Annotated in this window: 13 protein-coding genes; 4 read left to right on the top strand and 9 right to left on the bottom strand. The window is 71.8% G+C overall.

The features are described 5' to 3' along the window. Positions 1-8: 8 nt before the first annotated feature. Both Msi02_RS04155 and Msi02_RS04150 read right to left on the bottom strand, forming a co-directional pair. Complete coding sequence (locus Msi02_RS04155) at positions 9-842, bottom strand: glutamate ABC transporter substrate-binding protein (RefSeq protein ID WP_079312032.1); 834 nt, start codon at positions 840-842, stop codon at positions 9-11. A gap of 59 nt (positions 843-901) precedes the next feature. Next, a complete protein-coding gene (locus Msi02_RS04150) occupies positions 902-1,657 on the bottom strand; it encodes an amino acid ABC transporter ATP-binding protein (protein WP_079312037.1) in 756 nt (251 codons plus the stop codon). 174 nt (positions 1,658-1,831) lie between these two features. Between Msi02_RS04150 and Msi02_RS04145 the strand changes: the two genes are divergently transcribed. Continuing rightward, the gene (locus tag Msi02_RS04145) at positions 1,832-2,476 is read left to right on the top strand and encodes a hypothetical protein (RefSeq protein WP_204047132.1); all 645 of its coding nucleotides are present in this window, start codon (positions 1,832-1,834) and stop codon (positions 2,474-2,476) included. A 164-nt stretch (positions 2,477-2,640) separates the two neighbouring features. Here the strand turns inward: Msi02_RS04145 and Msi02_RS04140 are convergent, their stop codons facing one another. The 3 genes from Msi02_RS04140 to Msi02_RS04130 form a co-directional block, all read right to left on the bottom strand. Then, positions 2,641-3,276 (bottom strand): response regulator transcription factor, encoded by a 636-nt coding sequence (locus tag Msi02_RS04140; protein WP_204047131.1) that lies wholly within the window; start codon positions 3,274-3,276, stop codon positions 2,641-2,643. After that, positions 3,248-5,335, bottom strand: coding sequence for a sensor histidine kinase (locus Msi02_RS04135; RefSeq protein ID WP_204047130.1), 2,088 nt, complete (start codon positions 5,333-5,335; stop codon positions 3,248-3,250). The genes Msi02_RS04140 and Msi02_RS04135 overlap by 29 nt, the downstream gene beginning before the upstream one ends. 120 nt (positions 5,336-5,455) lie before the next feature. After that, positions 5,456-6,871, bottom strand: a complete 1,416-nt coding sequence (locus Msi02_RS04130; protein WP_204047129.1) for a sensor histidine kinase — start codon at positions 6,869-6,871, stop codon at positions 5,456-5,458. A gap of 212 nt (positions 6,872-7,083) precedes the next feature. Between Msi02_RS04130 and miaB the strand changes: the two genes are divergently transcribed. After that, positions 7,084-8,580 (top strand): tRNA (N6-isopentenyl adenosine(37)-C2)-methylthiotransferase MiaB, encoded by a 1,497-nt coding sequence (gene miaB, locus Msi02_RS04125; RefSeq protein WP_204047128.1) that lies wholly within the window; start codon positions 7,084-7,086, stop codon positions 8,578-8,580. Between the two features lie 25 nt (positions 8,581-8,605). On the opposite strand, the gene Msi02_RS04120 is transcribed toward miaB, so the two are convergent. The 3 genes from Msi02_RS04120 to Msi02_RS04110 all read right to left on the bottom strand — a co-directional run bounded on the left by Msi02_RS04120 (position 8,606) and on the right by Msi02_RS04110 (position 11,723). Further along, entirely contained in the window at positions 8,606-9,367 is a 762-nt protein-coding gene (locus Msi02_RS04120; RefSeq protein ID WP_204047127.1) for a hypothetical protein, read from the bottom strand. A gap of 425 nt (positions 9,368-9,792) precedes the next feature. Further along, entirely contained in the window at positions 9,793-11,151 is a 1,359-nt protein-coding gene (locus tag Msi02_RS04115; protein ID WP_204047126.1) for an MFS transporter, read from the bottom strand. Further along, positions 11,148-11,723 carry an ArsR/SmtB family transcription factor gene (locus Msi02_RS04110; protein WP_204047125.1) on the bottom strand — a complete coding sequence of 192 codons (576 nt, stop codon included), beginning with the start codon at positions 11,721-11,723 and terminating at the stop codon, positions 11,148-11,150. Before Msi02_RS04110 ends, Msi02_RS04115 begins: the two co-directional genes overlap by 4 nt. A 95-nt stretch (positions 11,724-11,818) precedes the next feature. Between Msi02_RS04110 and Msi02_RS04105 the strand changes: the two genes are divergently transcribed. Next, on the top strand, positions 11,819-12,769 hold the full coding sequence (locus Msi02_RS04105) for a ribonuclease Z (RefSeq protein ID WP_204047124.1): 951 nt from the start codon (positions 11,819-11,821) through the stop codon (positions 12,767-12,769). Here the strand turns inward: Msi02_RS04105 and Msi02_RS04100 are convergent. Then, positions 12,742-13,446, bottom strand: a complete 705-nt coding sequence (locus Msi02_RS04100) for a class III extradiol dioxygenase subunit B-like domain-containing protein (protein WP_204047123.1) — start codon at positions 13,444-13,446, stop codon at positions 12,742-12,744. The genes Msi02_RS04105 and Msi02_RS04100 overlap by 28 nt on opposite strands. Before the next feature lie 42 nt (positions 13,447-13,488). Here Msi02_RS04100 and Msi02_RS04095 point away from each other — a divergent pair, with 42 nt between their 5' ends. After that, a complete protein-coding gene (locus Msi02_RS04095; protein WP_204047122.1) occupies positions 13,489-14,022 on the top strand; it encodes a methylated-DNA--[protein]-cysteine S-methyltransferase in 534 nt (177 codons plus the stop codon). Positions 14,023-14,043 lie beyond the last annotated feature (21 nt).

The following is a 14,043-nucleotide window of genomic DNA, read 5'->3' as shown; positions in this document are numbered from 1 at the left end:
TCGGTGCTCTAGTACCGTTCGACGGACGGCGGCGAGGTGAAGTACTTGCCGAACTCGCCGAGGTTGGCGTCGAGGGCCTTGCGCCAGCTGCCGTCCTTGAAGAACTTCTCGATCGCGTTGTTGATCGCGTCGCGGCCGGCCTTGTCGTCCTTCTTGATGCCGATGCCGTACTTCTCCTCGCTGAACGGCTGGCCGATCAGCTTGAACTTGCCGGGGAACTGGGCGGCGAACCCGGCGAGGATCGTCGCGTCCGTGGAGATCGCGTCGACCTGCTTGTTCTCCAGCAGCGGCAGGCACGCGCCGTACCCCTGCTGCTGGGTGAGGTTCTTGGACTCCCACTCCGCGCCGAACTTCTCGGCGAGGCGCTTGGGCGACGACGAGCCCTGCGCGCCGCAGACCTTCTTGTCCTTGAGCGAGTCGACCCCGGTGATCGAGGTGTCGTCGGCGCGGACGAGGATGTCCTGCCCGGTGACCAGGTACGGCCCGGCGAAGGAGATCTTCTTCTTGCGCTCGTCGGTGATGGAGTAGGTCGCCACGACCATGTCCACCTGGCCCTGCTGGATGAACGGCTCACGGTTGGCCGACTGGGCCTCCTTGAACGTGATCCCGCTCTCCGGCACGCCGAGTTCCTTGGCGACGTACCTCGCCACGTCGACGTCGAACCCGCCGTAGCTGCCGTCGGGCTTCTTCAGTCCCCAGCCCGGCTGGTCGATCTTGATGCCGATGACGAGCTTCTTGTCGTTCTTGGCCTTGTCGACGATCGAGTCCGCACCGGAGTTGCCGCAGGCCGTGAGGCCGGTGGCCAGGGCGGCCAGCGCGAGCAGGCCGGCTCCGAATCGCATCCGCGTCACCTTTCGCTTCTTGTGGAGCTTGTCGTGAGCTGGGATCACTGAGCTGAGGATCAGTGTGTGAGGATCTTGGAGAGGAAGTCGCGGGCGCGCTCGGTGCTCGGCTGGGTGAAGAACTCCGAGGGCGACCCCTCCTCGACGATCTGGCCGTCGGCCATGAACACGATCCGGTTGGCCGCCCGGCGGGCGAAGCCCATCTCGTGCGTGACGACCATCATCGTCATGCCGTCCTTGGCCAGGCCGGTCATCACGTCGAGCACCTCCTGGACCATCTCGGGGTCGAGGGCCGAGGTGGGCTCGTCGAAAAGGATCATCTTGGGGTCCATGGCCAGCGCGCGGGCGATGGCCGCGCGCTGCTGCTGGCCGCCGGACAACTGGGCGGGATACTTGCCCGCCTGTGAGGCGATGCCGACCCGTTCGAGCAGTTCCATGCCCCGCTGCTCGGCCTGCTGCCGGGAGATCTTCCGCACCCGGGTCGGGCCGAGCGTGACGTTCTCCAGGATCGTCTTGTGGGAGAAGAGGTTGAAGGACTGGAACACCATCCCGACCTCGGACCGCAGGCGGGCCAGAGCCCTGCCCTCCGCGGGCAGTTCCCGGCCGTCGAAGACGATGGTCCCGGTGTCGATCGTCTCCAGCCGGTTGATCACCCGGCACAACGTGGACTTGCCGCTGCCGGAGGGGCCGATGACGACGACCACCTCACCCCGGCCCACGCTCAGGTCGATGTCCCTGAGCACATGCAGGGGACCGAAATGCTTGTTGACTCCCTCCAGCCTGACAAGCGGGTCGGAACCACTGATCTCCGTCATGGTCAACAACGTAGGGGGGTCAAGGTCGCCGAGTCACTAACGGGCCGGTACCGAATAGATCACATCCCGGCTGCTCAGGACATCACTCCCGGTTTGTCCGTACGGCCCGCCCCATGCGGCCCGGGACACGGTCCCGCTTTGCTCCTGCCGACCTCTCATCGTGTAGGAGCACAGATGCTGAAAAATCCGGATCTGTTTCGGAAGACCGTTGCGGGCGCGGCCATGCTGGCGTGGCCCGTCCTGCTCGGCCTGGCCTTCCTGACCTCGCCGCCGGGCACCGAGCACGATCCCGCGGTGTTCCGCGCCAGTCCGGTGCAGGTGCAGGCGAGCGCGCTGCTGTTCCAGTGGGCGACCGTCTGCCTGGTCCCGGTGATCCTCGGCCTCGCCCATCTGCTCCGTACACGGGCGCCGCGCACGGGCAACATCGGCGCGGCCGTCGGCCTGATCGGCGCGGTCACCGCCACCTGCCTGTTCATGACCGACTTCTACGACCTGGCGCTGGCGCTCACCCTTCCGGACGCCCCGGCCGCCAGGGTGACCGAGGTGGCCGGCGCGCTCGGCGGGTTCGTGTACGGCATCCTCCTGCCGGGCTTCCTCACCCATGTGGGCCTGCTGGTGCTCCTGGCGGGCCTGGCGGCGGTGCGGCGGGCTCCGTGGTGGGTCCCGGTGGCGGCGCTCGCGGGCGTCTGCGGGCCGTTCCTCACGATGGGGCAGCCGCCGGCCGTTCAGGCCATCGGGTCGCTGTTCCACCTCGCCGCGTTCGGCGCCGTCGCGCTGAAGGTCCTGCGCATGCCCGTGGACGACTGGCGCGCCGCGTAAGCCGGCTTCGCCCTCCGGCACCGATTTCGGCACCCGGCCTCCTCCTGCTGCCCCCAGGGTTGACCCCGTGTACATCGGACGACTGAGGTCAAGCGGCGGCGATCCGCTTCGATGTCCGGGAGCCACGCCTCCTGGCTGATCCTGGCCGCCTGCCGAAGCTCGAGCTAGAGGCCCGATTCCCTGGCCCGCATGATCGCCTCGGCCCGGTCGGCCACGCGCAGCTTCGCGAAGATGCTGGACACGTGGTTGCGCACGGTCTTCTGGCTGAGCCCGAGCCGGGCCGCGATCTGGACGTTCGTCAGATGGCCGGCGACCAGGCCAAGGATCTCCCGTTCACGCGGGGTGAGTTCGGGGAAGCTCGGCTCCGGCTTCCTCGCGAGATCGGAGAAATATCCCATCAGCCGTCCGGCGAGAGCGGGGCCGAAGATCGCCTCACCCTCGGCCACGGCCCGGATCGCACGTACGAGCTCGGCCCGGCGCGCGCCCTTGAGCACGTATCCGCGCGCCCCCGCACGCACTGCCGCGAAGACCGCGTCGTCGTCCGCCATGCTCAGCACCAGGACCCGCACGTGCGGGTTGTCCCTCGTGATCCGCTCGGTCGCCGCCACCCCGCCCATGCCGGGCATGGCGAGGTCCATCAGCACGACGTCGGGCTGCACGCGGGGGAGGAGGGCGAGGGCCTGCTCGCCGCTGGCCGCCTCGTCGGCGACCTCCATCTCCTCCACCGGCCGCAGGAGCGCGCGCAGCCCCGCCCGGAAGGCCGCGTGGTCGTCAACCAGCAGCACGCGGATCGGCTCCATCGCCCGCCTCCCGTCTCGTGTCCCCTGCCGTGGCACCGGCCGTGTCCCGCACGGTGCCCTGTGCCGTGTTCTGTGCCGTGATTCGCGTCGGAAGGCGGGCCAGCACCCGCGTCCCGCCACCGGGCCGCGGGCCGATCACGCAGGTGCCGCCGAGTTCGGCGGCCCGCTCGCGCATCGACGCCGTGCCGACCCCGCTCCCACCGCCGTCCGTGAGCGGCTCGCCGCCCTCGTCGGCGACCTCCACTTCGAGCACGTCGCCGGTCATGCCGAGCCGTACGCGCATCCGCCCGGCTCCGGCGTGGCGGCGCGCGTTCGCCAGCGCCTCGGCCGCGATCCGGTACGCCGCCACCTCCACTGCCGCGGGGAGCGCCGGGAGGGATCCGTCGATCTCGACGTCGGCCTCGACGCCGGGCAGCCGGGCCGCGTGCGACCTGATCGCCCCGGCCAGGCCCAGCGTGTCGAGGGCCGGTGGCCGCAGCCCATCCACCAGCGTCCGTACGTCGGCCATCGCCGTGCGGGCGTCCGTCATGATCTCCTCGAGCATCGCCAGGGCGTCCGGGTCGCGCACCATGTCCTGCACGGCCTCCGCCCGCATGGTCAGCGCGGCCAGGGTCGGCCCGAGGCCGTCGTGCAGGTCGCGCCGCAGCCGCCGCCGCTCCTCCTCGCGGGCCGCCACCAGCCGTTCACGCGAGCGCTGCAGGTCCGCCGACAGCCGTACGGCGTGCACGGCGATCCCCGTCTGCCTGGCGAGGTCGGCGAGAACCCGGCGGTCTCTCGCGCCGAGCCCGCTCTCGCCCGGGCGCGGAGACAGGACCAGGTCGCCCACCGGCTCGCCCCGGTGCACGAGCGGCAGCCGTACGGCGCCGGGGGAGGGCACGCCGTACGCGTGGGTCGGCCCTCCGGCGACCTCGACCGCGACGTGCGGCAGGCGCAGCGCCTCCGCCACCGACCGGGCCGCCGCGGCCAGCACCGCGCCCGGCTCCGCCGCCTCTTCGAGGCGCCTGCCCAGCAGGGCCAGCGCCGCGTACGGATCGTCGCGCCTGCCGTACATCACCAGGTTGACGGCGCGTTGCAGCCGCTCGCGCAGCGGCGCGAAGACGACGGCGACCACCCCGGCGGCGGCCACCGACACCGGCAGCCCGTCCGCCGCGCGGAACACGGCGCCGAGATAGGTGACCACGAGCACGTAACCGCCGAACACGCACGCCGACAGCAGCACGTAGACGAGCGTGCGGTTGATGACGAGGTCGATGTCGAACAGGCCGTGCCGCAGCACCGCCACCGCGGCGGCGGCAGGGAGCAGGCAGGCCGCGAACGTCCCCATGAGCTCCCAGAACGGGCTGGTGATCGGCCAGATGGAGCGCGGGTCGCCGTCGGACAACCCCGCGGCCAGCCGCCCCGCGACGATCAGCCCGGCGAGCCCCGCGGCGTACCCGAGCCACTTCAGCTGCACCCGTTCGTCGGCGTCGCCGCGCCCGGCCCGCCGTACGAGACCGGCCGCGCCCGCCAGGAACAGGGCACCCATGAGCCCGGTCGTCAGCGGCTCGACGAACGGGGAGACGGCGGCGAGCGCGGGCACTCCAAGGGGATTCGGCAGCGGAGTCCCCCATCCGAGCTGGTGGCTCGGGCCGGGCAGCAGGGCGCTCAGCGCGGTCGTCGCGGCGGCGATGGCGGCGAGCGCCCACAGGGCCGCCCGCCACCCGGGCGACGACGGCCGTCCCGACGGGAAGAAGGCCGGCACGGCGGCGACCGACAGGTTTGCGGGGACCCACAGCCACGTCTGCGGCCAGGCCATCGGCGTCGCGAACGGCAGCCCGGCCAGCGCGTAGTGCCCGGTCGCGTCGAGCAGCGCGAAACACAGGCCGCACGTCGCCATCAGCCACCCGACGGCGTTGCCCGGACGTTCGGCGGAGATCAGGCCGCCGACCAGCGCGCAGGCGGTGACGAAGAGGAGGTGGCTCTGGGCGAACAGCCCGGCGCCGTTGCGGTGACCGAGCACCAGGGCCTCGGCGACCAGGAGCAGGCTGAGCACGCAGACCGCCCACGCCGTACGCCGCACTGCCCGCCTCCTTCGCGCCTCCGGCGCGAGCGCCGAGTCGGGCTCAGGCTAGCGACCGAAATGCCCAGGCGAACAGGACGATGTCCCAGGACGCCCGGTTCGTACGGCGCCGACGCCTGTTCATCGCGGGACCGGGGAACTGAAGAGGCCGGTGTGACCGGCACGTTGCTCGCTTCGGCCGGTGATCTGCGGCGCTTCGCGGACGGGGAGGCGCAGGACGAACCGTGCTCCCCGTTCGCTGTCCTGGATGGTCAAGGTGCCCTGATGTGCTTCTGCGATCTCCCGCGCGATCGCCAGCCCCAACCCGGTTCCCCCGGAGTCCCGGTCGCGCGAGGCGTCCAGGCGGGTGAAGCGGTCGAAGACCCTTTCCCGATGTTCCGGGGCGATTCCGGCGCCGTCGTCGAGGACCTCCAGCGTCGCCGTCGGCCCGTCGGCCCGCACGCTGACGGTGATCTGTGAGGTGGCGTGCCGTTCGGCGTTGTCGAGCAGGTTCACCAGGAGCCGGGTGATCCGCAGCCGGTCGCAGTCGACGAAGACGTTCCGCTGGAAGTCCCTCACGATCTCCATTCGGTAGGTGCGGCGGTCGAGCTCGCCGCCGACCAGCCGGCCGAGGTCGGTCGCACTGAGGTCGAGGGGGGCGCGGGCGTCCAGCCTGGCCAGGGTCAGCAGGTCGGTCACGATCGCCTGAAGCCGGTCCACCCCGGCGAGCACCGCCGCGGTCGTCTTCGGCCAGTCGGTGTCGTGCGGGTGCATGAGGGCCTCTTCGAGCTGAGCCCGCATTGCGGTGAGGGGGCTGCGCAGGTCGTGGGAGGCGTCCGAGGTGAACTGCCGCAGTTGCTTGTACGCGCCTTCGAGCCGGTCCAGGGTGTCGTTCACCGTTCCGGCCAAGAGCTTGATCTCTTCCTGGTTGTTGTGCGCCACGGGGACCCGGCGGTGGAGATGGGTGGCGGTGATCTCCGCCAGCTCCGTGCGGATGGCGTCCACCGCGGTCATATCCCTTTTGACCACATGGAAAGTCCCGGCCGCCGTCATCGCGGTCGTCAGCAGGGACATGCCGATCGCGAAAGACAGGGCCGCGGTGTTCCCGTACCAGGGGACCGTGGGCACCGCCACGTAGAGGAGCCAAGGACCGTCCGGCTGATAGACCTTGTACGAGAAGACGGTCATGCAGCCCTTCAGCCCGGCCGGAGGGCACAACACCCGTTCGGCATGCACGCTTGCGTTGGTCGCGTGGAAGGTGGCCATCGGGGGCTTGCGCGTGAGTTGCGGCGTGGACGCGACGACCTGCTGGCGTGTGTCCAGGACCTGGATCGCGATGTCCTGGCCGGCCGGCAGCACAGGGGGGAGGAATCCCTGCCTGATGAGGGGCACGGTCCGGTCCCACGCCCCGGTGACCCGGCCCCGGGCCGCGTCGGCGTCCTTGCTGCCCACGACGAAGAGGAAGAGCACGCTGACCCCCGTGCAGACCAGTGCCGCGACGGCGGAGTAACCAACCGTCCTGCGGACGAGAACGGATGATCGGTTCCAGTTCAACATCGGTTCAGGCCAATCCGTGGGGAGCGTGGGTCTGTGCCCTCACAAGGGCACCACACAGACATGAATGCTTCAATAAAACGAACTTTTCGCTTCTCACAAGCCTGGGTAATGGCAGATGCGAGCCCTGGTCATGACGGCGGATCCGCCCGCGATCGGGTGCGCGATGCTTCCGGTACGGGCGAGGGCGGGGAAGCGCCTACCCTTGTAGTGCGATGACTGGGACCACTGCGGGCACCGAGGGCGCGACCCGGACCTACGAGGTGCGGACCTACGGCTGCCAGATGAACGTGCACGACTCGGAGCGGCTGTCCGGGCTGCTGGAGGACGCGGGATACGTCCGCGCGGCCGAAGGGGAGACGCCGGACGTCGTCGTGTTCAACACCTGCGCCGTACGCGAGAACGCCGACAACCGGCTCTACGGCAACCTGGGCCACCTGCGGCCGATCAAGATGGCCCGAGAGGGCATGCAGATCGCGGTCGGCGGGTGTCTGGCGCAGAAGGACCAGGGCGAGATCGTCCGCCGGGCCCCCTGGGTGGACGTCGTCTTCGGCACCCACAACATCGGGTCGTTGCCGGTGCTGCTGGAGCGGGCCCGGATCGCCGAAGAGGCCCAGGTCGAGATCAAGGAGTCCCTGGAGACCTTCCCCTCCACGCTGCCGAGCCGCCGCGAGTCGGCCTACGCGGCCTGGGTGGCGATCTCGGTCGGGTGCAACAACACCTGCACGTTCTGCATCGTGCCGTCGCTGCGCGGCAAGGAGAAGGACCGCCGTCCCGGCGACATCCTCAGCGAGGTGCGCACGCTGGTCGACCAGGGCGTCCTGGAGATCACCCTGCTTGGCCAGAACGTCAACACCTACGGCGTGGAGTTCGGCGACCGGCTGGCGTTCGGCAAGCTGCTGCGGGCCTGTGGGGACGTCGAGGGCCTGGAGCGGGTCCGCTTCACCTCGCCCCACCCGGCCGCCTTCACCGACGACGTGATCGCCGCCATGGCCGAGACGCCGAACGTGATGCACCAGCTGCACATGCCGCTGCAGTCCGGCTCCGACCGCATCCTCAAGGCCATGCGCCGGTCGTACCGGTCCGAGCGCTACCTCGGGATCATCGAGCGGGTCCGGGCCGCGATGCCGGACGCCGCGATCTCGACCGACATCATCGTGGGCTTCCCCGGCGAGACCGAGGAGGACTTCCAGCAGACCCTCGACGTCGTGCGGCAGTCGCGCTTCGCCAACGCGTTCACGTTCCAGTACTCCATCCGCCCCGGCACCCCGGCCGCGACCATGGACGACCAGGTGCCCAAGGCCGTCGTCCAGGAGCGGTACGAGCGCCTGGTCGCCCTCCAGGAGGAGATCTCCTGGGAGGAGAACAAGAAGCAGGTCGGGCGCACCCTGGAGGTGCTGATCGCCGAGGGCGAGGGCCGCAAGGACGACGCCACCCACCGCCTGTCCGGCCGCGCGGCCGACAACCGCCTCGTGCACCTCGCCGCCGCCGACGCCCGTCCGGGTGACATGGTCACGGTCGAGGTGACCTACGCCGCGCCGCACCACCTGGTGGCCGACAAGGTCCTGTCCGTACGGCGGACCCGCGCGGGCGACGCGTGGGAGGCACGGCAGGCCGCCCCGCAGCGAGGCAGCGCGGTGAACCTGGGGATGCCCACCATCGGCCGTCCCGCTCCGCTCCCCGCGGAGCCGTCCGCCTGCTCGCCCGTCTGACGCACGGAGCCCCGCGCCGGCCGGGTCACTGAGCGAGGCGGCGCAGGACCTCGTAGCAGTAGGCACGCCGCAGGTCGTCGTCGAACCGCAGGCAGGGGTCCTGGATCCGGGTGCGCGCCGCGCCGTCCACCCCGGTGGGGGGCACGGCCGTGCTGCGCGTGCCCGAGTCCCGGGCAGCCGTGTCCTTGGGCGCTGCGTCCTTGGACGCTGCGTCCTTGGCCGTTTTCGCCGCGTTCCTGGCGGCTGTGCTCCCGGCCGCCGAGTCGCCGGTCGCAGGGCCCCGTGCGGCCGGCTTCGGGGTGCCCGGGGAAGCGATCCGGGTGGGGCGCGGCCGGTGCGCCTCCCTCGTCCCGGCGAGGCCTGTCGCACCGCTGGAGTCGCTTCCGCCGCGCCGCGCCGACGAGACCGGTGAGGGCGGCCGGGACCGGGTGGAGGGGTTCGCCGTCCGGGCATGGCGACCGGGCAACCGCGACGCTTCGGCCTCGTGACCGGGCGGCAGCGCACCGCGTCGGCTCGCCGGCCGCTCTGAGGCGGGTTGCCGCGGGGCGGTCGCCGGCGAGAAGAAGGGGCCGGCAGCGGGAAATCCCGGCGCCGGACGTGCCGGTGCGGCCGGAGCGCCCAGATCGGCGGCCACCGGCCGGGCGGCGGAGGGCACGGGATCCCGCGCGGGCAGGACGGCCAGGACGACGCCGAGCCCGGCGATCGCGGTCACACCGATCACGCCCGTGAGGGCGAGGACGGGATGACCGTCGCGCCGGTGCCGTGGAGTGGGGGAGAAATCCGGCAAGGTCGTGTTCTTCCGTGCGGCGGTCGGTTGTTTCCGATTTCTCAGTCTGCCCGCCGCGTACGAATTCCCGCGGTGGTTCTGTCAATTGCCGGGAACTCCAATGCGCCACCCGACCATAATTTGTGAGCGGCGCCGTACCAAGTGAAGCCAACGGTGGCCGGCCGCGCATTCCGCTGATTTCCGATTTGGTCCAACGCCCGTCCGCCCTGCACCGGCGAGGGCGGGAGTGGCGGGCGCGGGCACGCCCGGCAGGGCCCGGGGAAGGGCCGCCGGGGGGCAACGGAAAGACGGAGGGGGCGGCTTCCGGATGAGTCCTGGAACCAGGGAGATCCGCGGCAGGCCCTGCGGAGGATCCGGATGATCCGCATTTCTCCCAGTCGAATCGCTTATAGAAGCTGCTGCTACTTAATAACGTGACTTTTGCGCTAAAGGGCGTGTTCGTCATCGCGGCCCGCAGGACGCGCGGGGAGGTTCGTCTGACGGTGGAGAGGCCCGATGAGCAGGAGGAGGCCGGCCAGCGCGACGCCGCCCGCCGTCAGCCACATTGTCGGTCCCGCGCCGAGCGTGTCCCCGAGCGCCCCCGCGGCGAGCGCGCCCGCCGGGATGGCGCCGAAGTTCAGGAACTGCATGCTGACGACCACCCGGCCGAGCAGGTGGGAGGGCACGTACGCCTGCCGGAAGCCACCTCTGATGACGTTTCCGGCGACGACGCCCGCGGTGACCACGGAGCCTCCCAGCACGACGAGCGACAGTCTCCAGCCCTGTGCCGCGAGAGGAGTGAGCAGCGCGAACGGCGCGGTGCAGAGCTGGCACAGCACCAGGGCGCGGGCCGTGCCGAAGTGTCGCGACAGCCGGGTGGCGGCGAACGCGCCGAGCATCCCTCCCGCGCTGCCCGCCGCCACCAGGTAACCCACCGCGCCGGGGGCGACGTGGACGACGCGGACGAGGAAGACGACCAGGATCGTCTGCTGCCCGGTGAGGGCGAGGTTGCTGAACGCGCCGGCGACGGTGAGCACCCGCAGGTAGGGGTCCCGGCCGACGAACCGCAGTCCCTCGCCGATCTCCCGGCGTAGCCGGGCGGTGCCAGGCGGCCCGGCCGTCCCACCTGCCCCATCGGTCACACGCGCCCCCGCCTCGCGGCGTTCATCGGCGCCCTCCCGGGCGCGGATTCCGAACAGGCAGGCGGCGGAGACCAGGAAGCTCACGGCGTCGGCGAGCAGTCCCGTGACCGCGGCGGACGCCTGTGTGATCAGTCCCGCCAGGCCCGGGCCGGCCACGGTCGCCGCCGAGTCGGTGCCCAGGAGCTTGGCGTTGCCCTCCGCGAGGTCCTCCCGGGCGAGGAGGCTGGGGAGATACGCCTGGTAGGCCGTCTGGAAGAACACCGACGCCACGCCGGTCAGGAACGCGACGGTCAGCAGGTGCGCCAAGGTCAGCGCGCCACACCAGGCGGCGACCGGCACGCTGAGAAGCAGGGCGGACGAGACGAGGTCGCAGGCGACCATCACCGGCCGCCGGGGCAGCCGGTCGACCCACGCGCCCGCCGGCAGCCCCACCAGCAGCCACGGCAGCCAGGAGGCGGCGGCGAGCACGCCGACCAGCAGCGGGCTCGCGTCCAGGGCCGAGACCGCGACCAGGGGGAGCGCCACGGCGCTGATCGTGCTGCCCAGCCTGCTGGTGGTCTGCCCGATCCAGATCAGGCGGAAGTCGCGGTGGTGGAGCAGCCCGCGCCGGGCGGGGCGTTCGGGCGTGGCCGTGCTCGTGGCCGTGCTCGTGGCCGTGCTCATGGGCGGGCCGGGACGCCGTGGGCGAAGACGAACACCGTCTCGCGCCGCTGCCCGTCGTCGGGGATCTCCCGCCCGGCCCACCGCTGGAACACGGCCGACAGCTCGCGGGACACCTCGGCCAGCTCGTCCGGGGTCAGCCGCAGCCACTTGTCCATGGAGAACGCGCTGTCGTCCCAGGCCTCCTGCTCCGCCTCGGGCGCGGCGCACCAGGCGCGGACGGCGTTCATGTGGAAGTCGAGGTTCAGCGACTCGGCGGCGGCCGCGACGGCGGCCGAGGCGGGGTCGTCGGCGAAGTCCCGCGAGGACCAGCGCAGGCTCGCCGAGACCATCCGCCACCAGCGCTCGCGCCGGTCGCGGGCGAGCTCGGGCGCCTCCTCGATGAGCGTGCAGGAGCCGAGAACCCGCAGGTGGTGGCTGACGTTGGCGACGGCCTGACCGGTGCGCTCGGCCAGCATGCTGGCGGTCGCGGGACCTTCGACGGTCAGGATGTCCATCAGGCGGCGCCGCAGCGGGTGGGACATCGCCGCGAGCACCCGCGAGTCGGTGACGGTGCGGATCTCCGAGTTCGTCATACCCACACTCTGGATCAGCAACGACCATTACGCAATGCCTCTTGCGGAAATCTTGTTGCACATCTGGCCCGGGCCGAGCGCCTAGCATCGGCGGTGTGTCCGTTCGTGAACTCGTCGTCCTCGGCACCTCGAGCGCGGTGCCCACCCGTCACCGCAACCACAACGGTTACCTGCTGCGCTGGGACGGCGAGGGGTTCCTGTTCGACCCGGGGGAGGGCACGCAGCGGCAGATGCTGCACGCCGGGGTGAGCGCCCACGACGTCACCTGGATCTGCGTCACCCACTTCCACGGCGACCACTGCCTGGGGGTGCCCGGCGTGGTCCAGCGGATCGCCAGGGACAAGGTGAACCACGAGGTGCGGGCGGCCTACCCCGCGAGCGGCGAGATCTACTGGCGCAGGCTGCGCAACGCGTCGGCGTTCGCCGACACCGACGTGATCACACCCCGCCCGGTCTCCGGCGAGGTGGTCCGCTGGCCGTCGGGCCCCGTGACGCTGACCGCGCGGCCGCTGTCGCACCCCGTCCAGTCGTACGGCTATCGCGTGGACGAGCCGGGCGGGCGCCGCATGCTGCCCGAGGAACTGGCCAGGCGGGGCGTGCGCGGTCCGATGATCGGAGAGCTCCAGCGGAACGGCTCGCTGACGACGCCGGACGGCTCGACGGTCACGCTGGACGAGTGCAGCGCCCCCAGGCCGGGGCAGAGCGCGGCCTTCGTGATGGACACCCGGTTGTGCGACGGGGCGTTCGCCCTCGCCGACGGCGTCGACCTGCTGGTGATCGAGTCGACGTTCCTGTCGGACGAGAGCGCGATGGCCGCGCAGTACGGACACCTGACGGCGGCCCAGGCGGGTCAGATCGCGGCGGCCTGCGGGGTGCGGCGCCTGGTGCTTACGCACTTCTCCGAGCGCTACACGACGGCGGACGAGCCGCGCTTCGTGGACGAGGTGCGCAAGTCCTACGCGGGGGACGTCGTGACGGCGCGCGACCTCATGCGCGTCCCCGTGCCGAAGCGTGGGGACTACCAGGTCCAGCGGGCGACGAAGTAGCCCACGCCGTACGGCGCGTCGTCGTACAGCAGCTCTGAGGCGACCGGCGCGGGCGCCCCCCGCGCCGCGCCGCCGAGCACCTGGAAGGCCGCCCGGCCCGCGGCCCACAGCTCCCGCGCCTCGTCCGGGTCGAGGCCGAGCAGGCGACCCGTGTCGCCCGAGGCGAGCGCGGCGGCGAGCATCTCGTCGTACGGCACGGCGCCGGGATGGACGTAACCCGGCGCCTTCTCGGTGCGCCGGGCCGAGCCGTCGCCCATGACCAGCAGCGCGACCCGACGCGCCGACTCCGCCAGGCGGCGGCCCAGGGCGGCGCACTCGGCCGGCGGCGCGTCGAATCCGGCCGCCTCGAACCGCAGTGCGGGCAGGTCGTGACCGGACGCGTGCGCCCGTTCCAGCAGCCAGCGGCCGATCGTGAGCGACAGGGGCAGGACGGGATCCCCCGGGCCGACCCGGACGTCGGGGCCCCACGGGCGCAGCGTCCCCGAGGCGTTCCCCGGGAACGACGCGCCGACGTCCGCGCCGCCGGCCACGGCCAGCACGTCGGGGCGGGCGTCCAGAAGCGCGCCGACCGCCGCGGCGCAGGCCGCGCGCAGGTTGTCGAGTTCGGGTGCGGCGGCCCCGGCGACCTGCGGGACGAGCAGCGGAGGATGCGGGCAGACGGCAGCGGCGACCAGCACCCGATCACCCTACCCCGCCCGGTGACGCGCAGAATGGGACGCATGGACAGCAGCACGGTGGCGTTCGCGACCGTACCGACCAGGCTGGGCGACGTGCTGGCCGCCGTCACCGAGGACGGGGTCGCCGCGACGCACTTCCGGGACGACCCCCTGCTCAGGGAGCGCATCGCCGATCGCCTCGGGATGGCCGTCGCCGACGACCCGGCCCGTACGGCCGCCGCCGGGGAGGAGCTGTCGGCGTACTTCCGGGGCGAGCTGAAGGAGTTCCGCGTCCCGGTGGACTGGCGGCTCATGTCGCCGCTGCAACGGCAGGTCCTCGGCACGCTGTTCGCCACCGTCCCGTACGGCGAGGTGGTGACCTACGGGGAACTGGCGGCGCGGAGCGGCACGGGGGTCCCGGCGCGGGCCATCGGCTCGATCATGGGCGCCAACCCGATCCCGATCATCGTGCCGTGCCACCGGGTCGTCGCGAGCAACGGGCTCGGCGGCTTCAGCGGCGGCGAGGGAGTGGAGTCCAAGCGGTGGCTGCTCACCCTCGAAGGCCACCTGCCGCCCACCCTCGACTGGGACATGTGACCTCCCCGCCGCTGGGACACT

Source organism: Microbispora siamensis, assembly GCF_016863095.1.
Taxonomy (GTDB): Bacteria; Actinomycetota; Actinomycetes; order Streptosporangiales; family Streptosporangiaceae; genus Microbispora; species Microbispora siamensis.
This window is presented reverse-complemented; position numbering and strand designations above follow the sequence as displayed.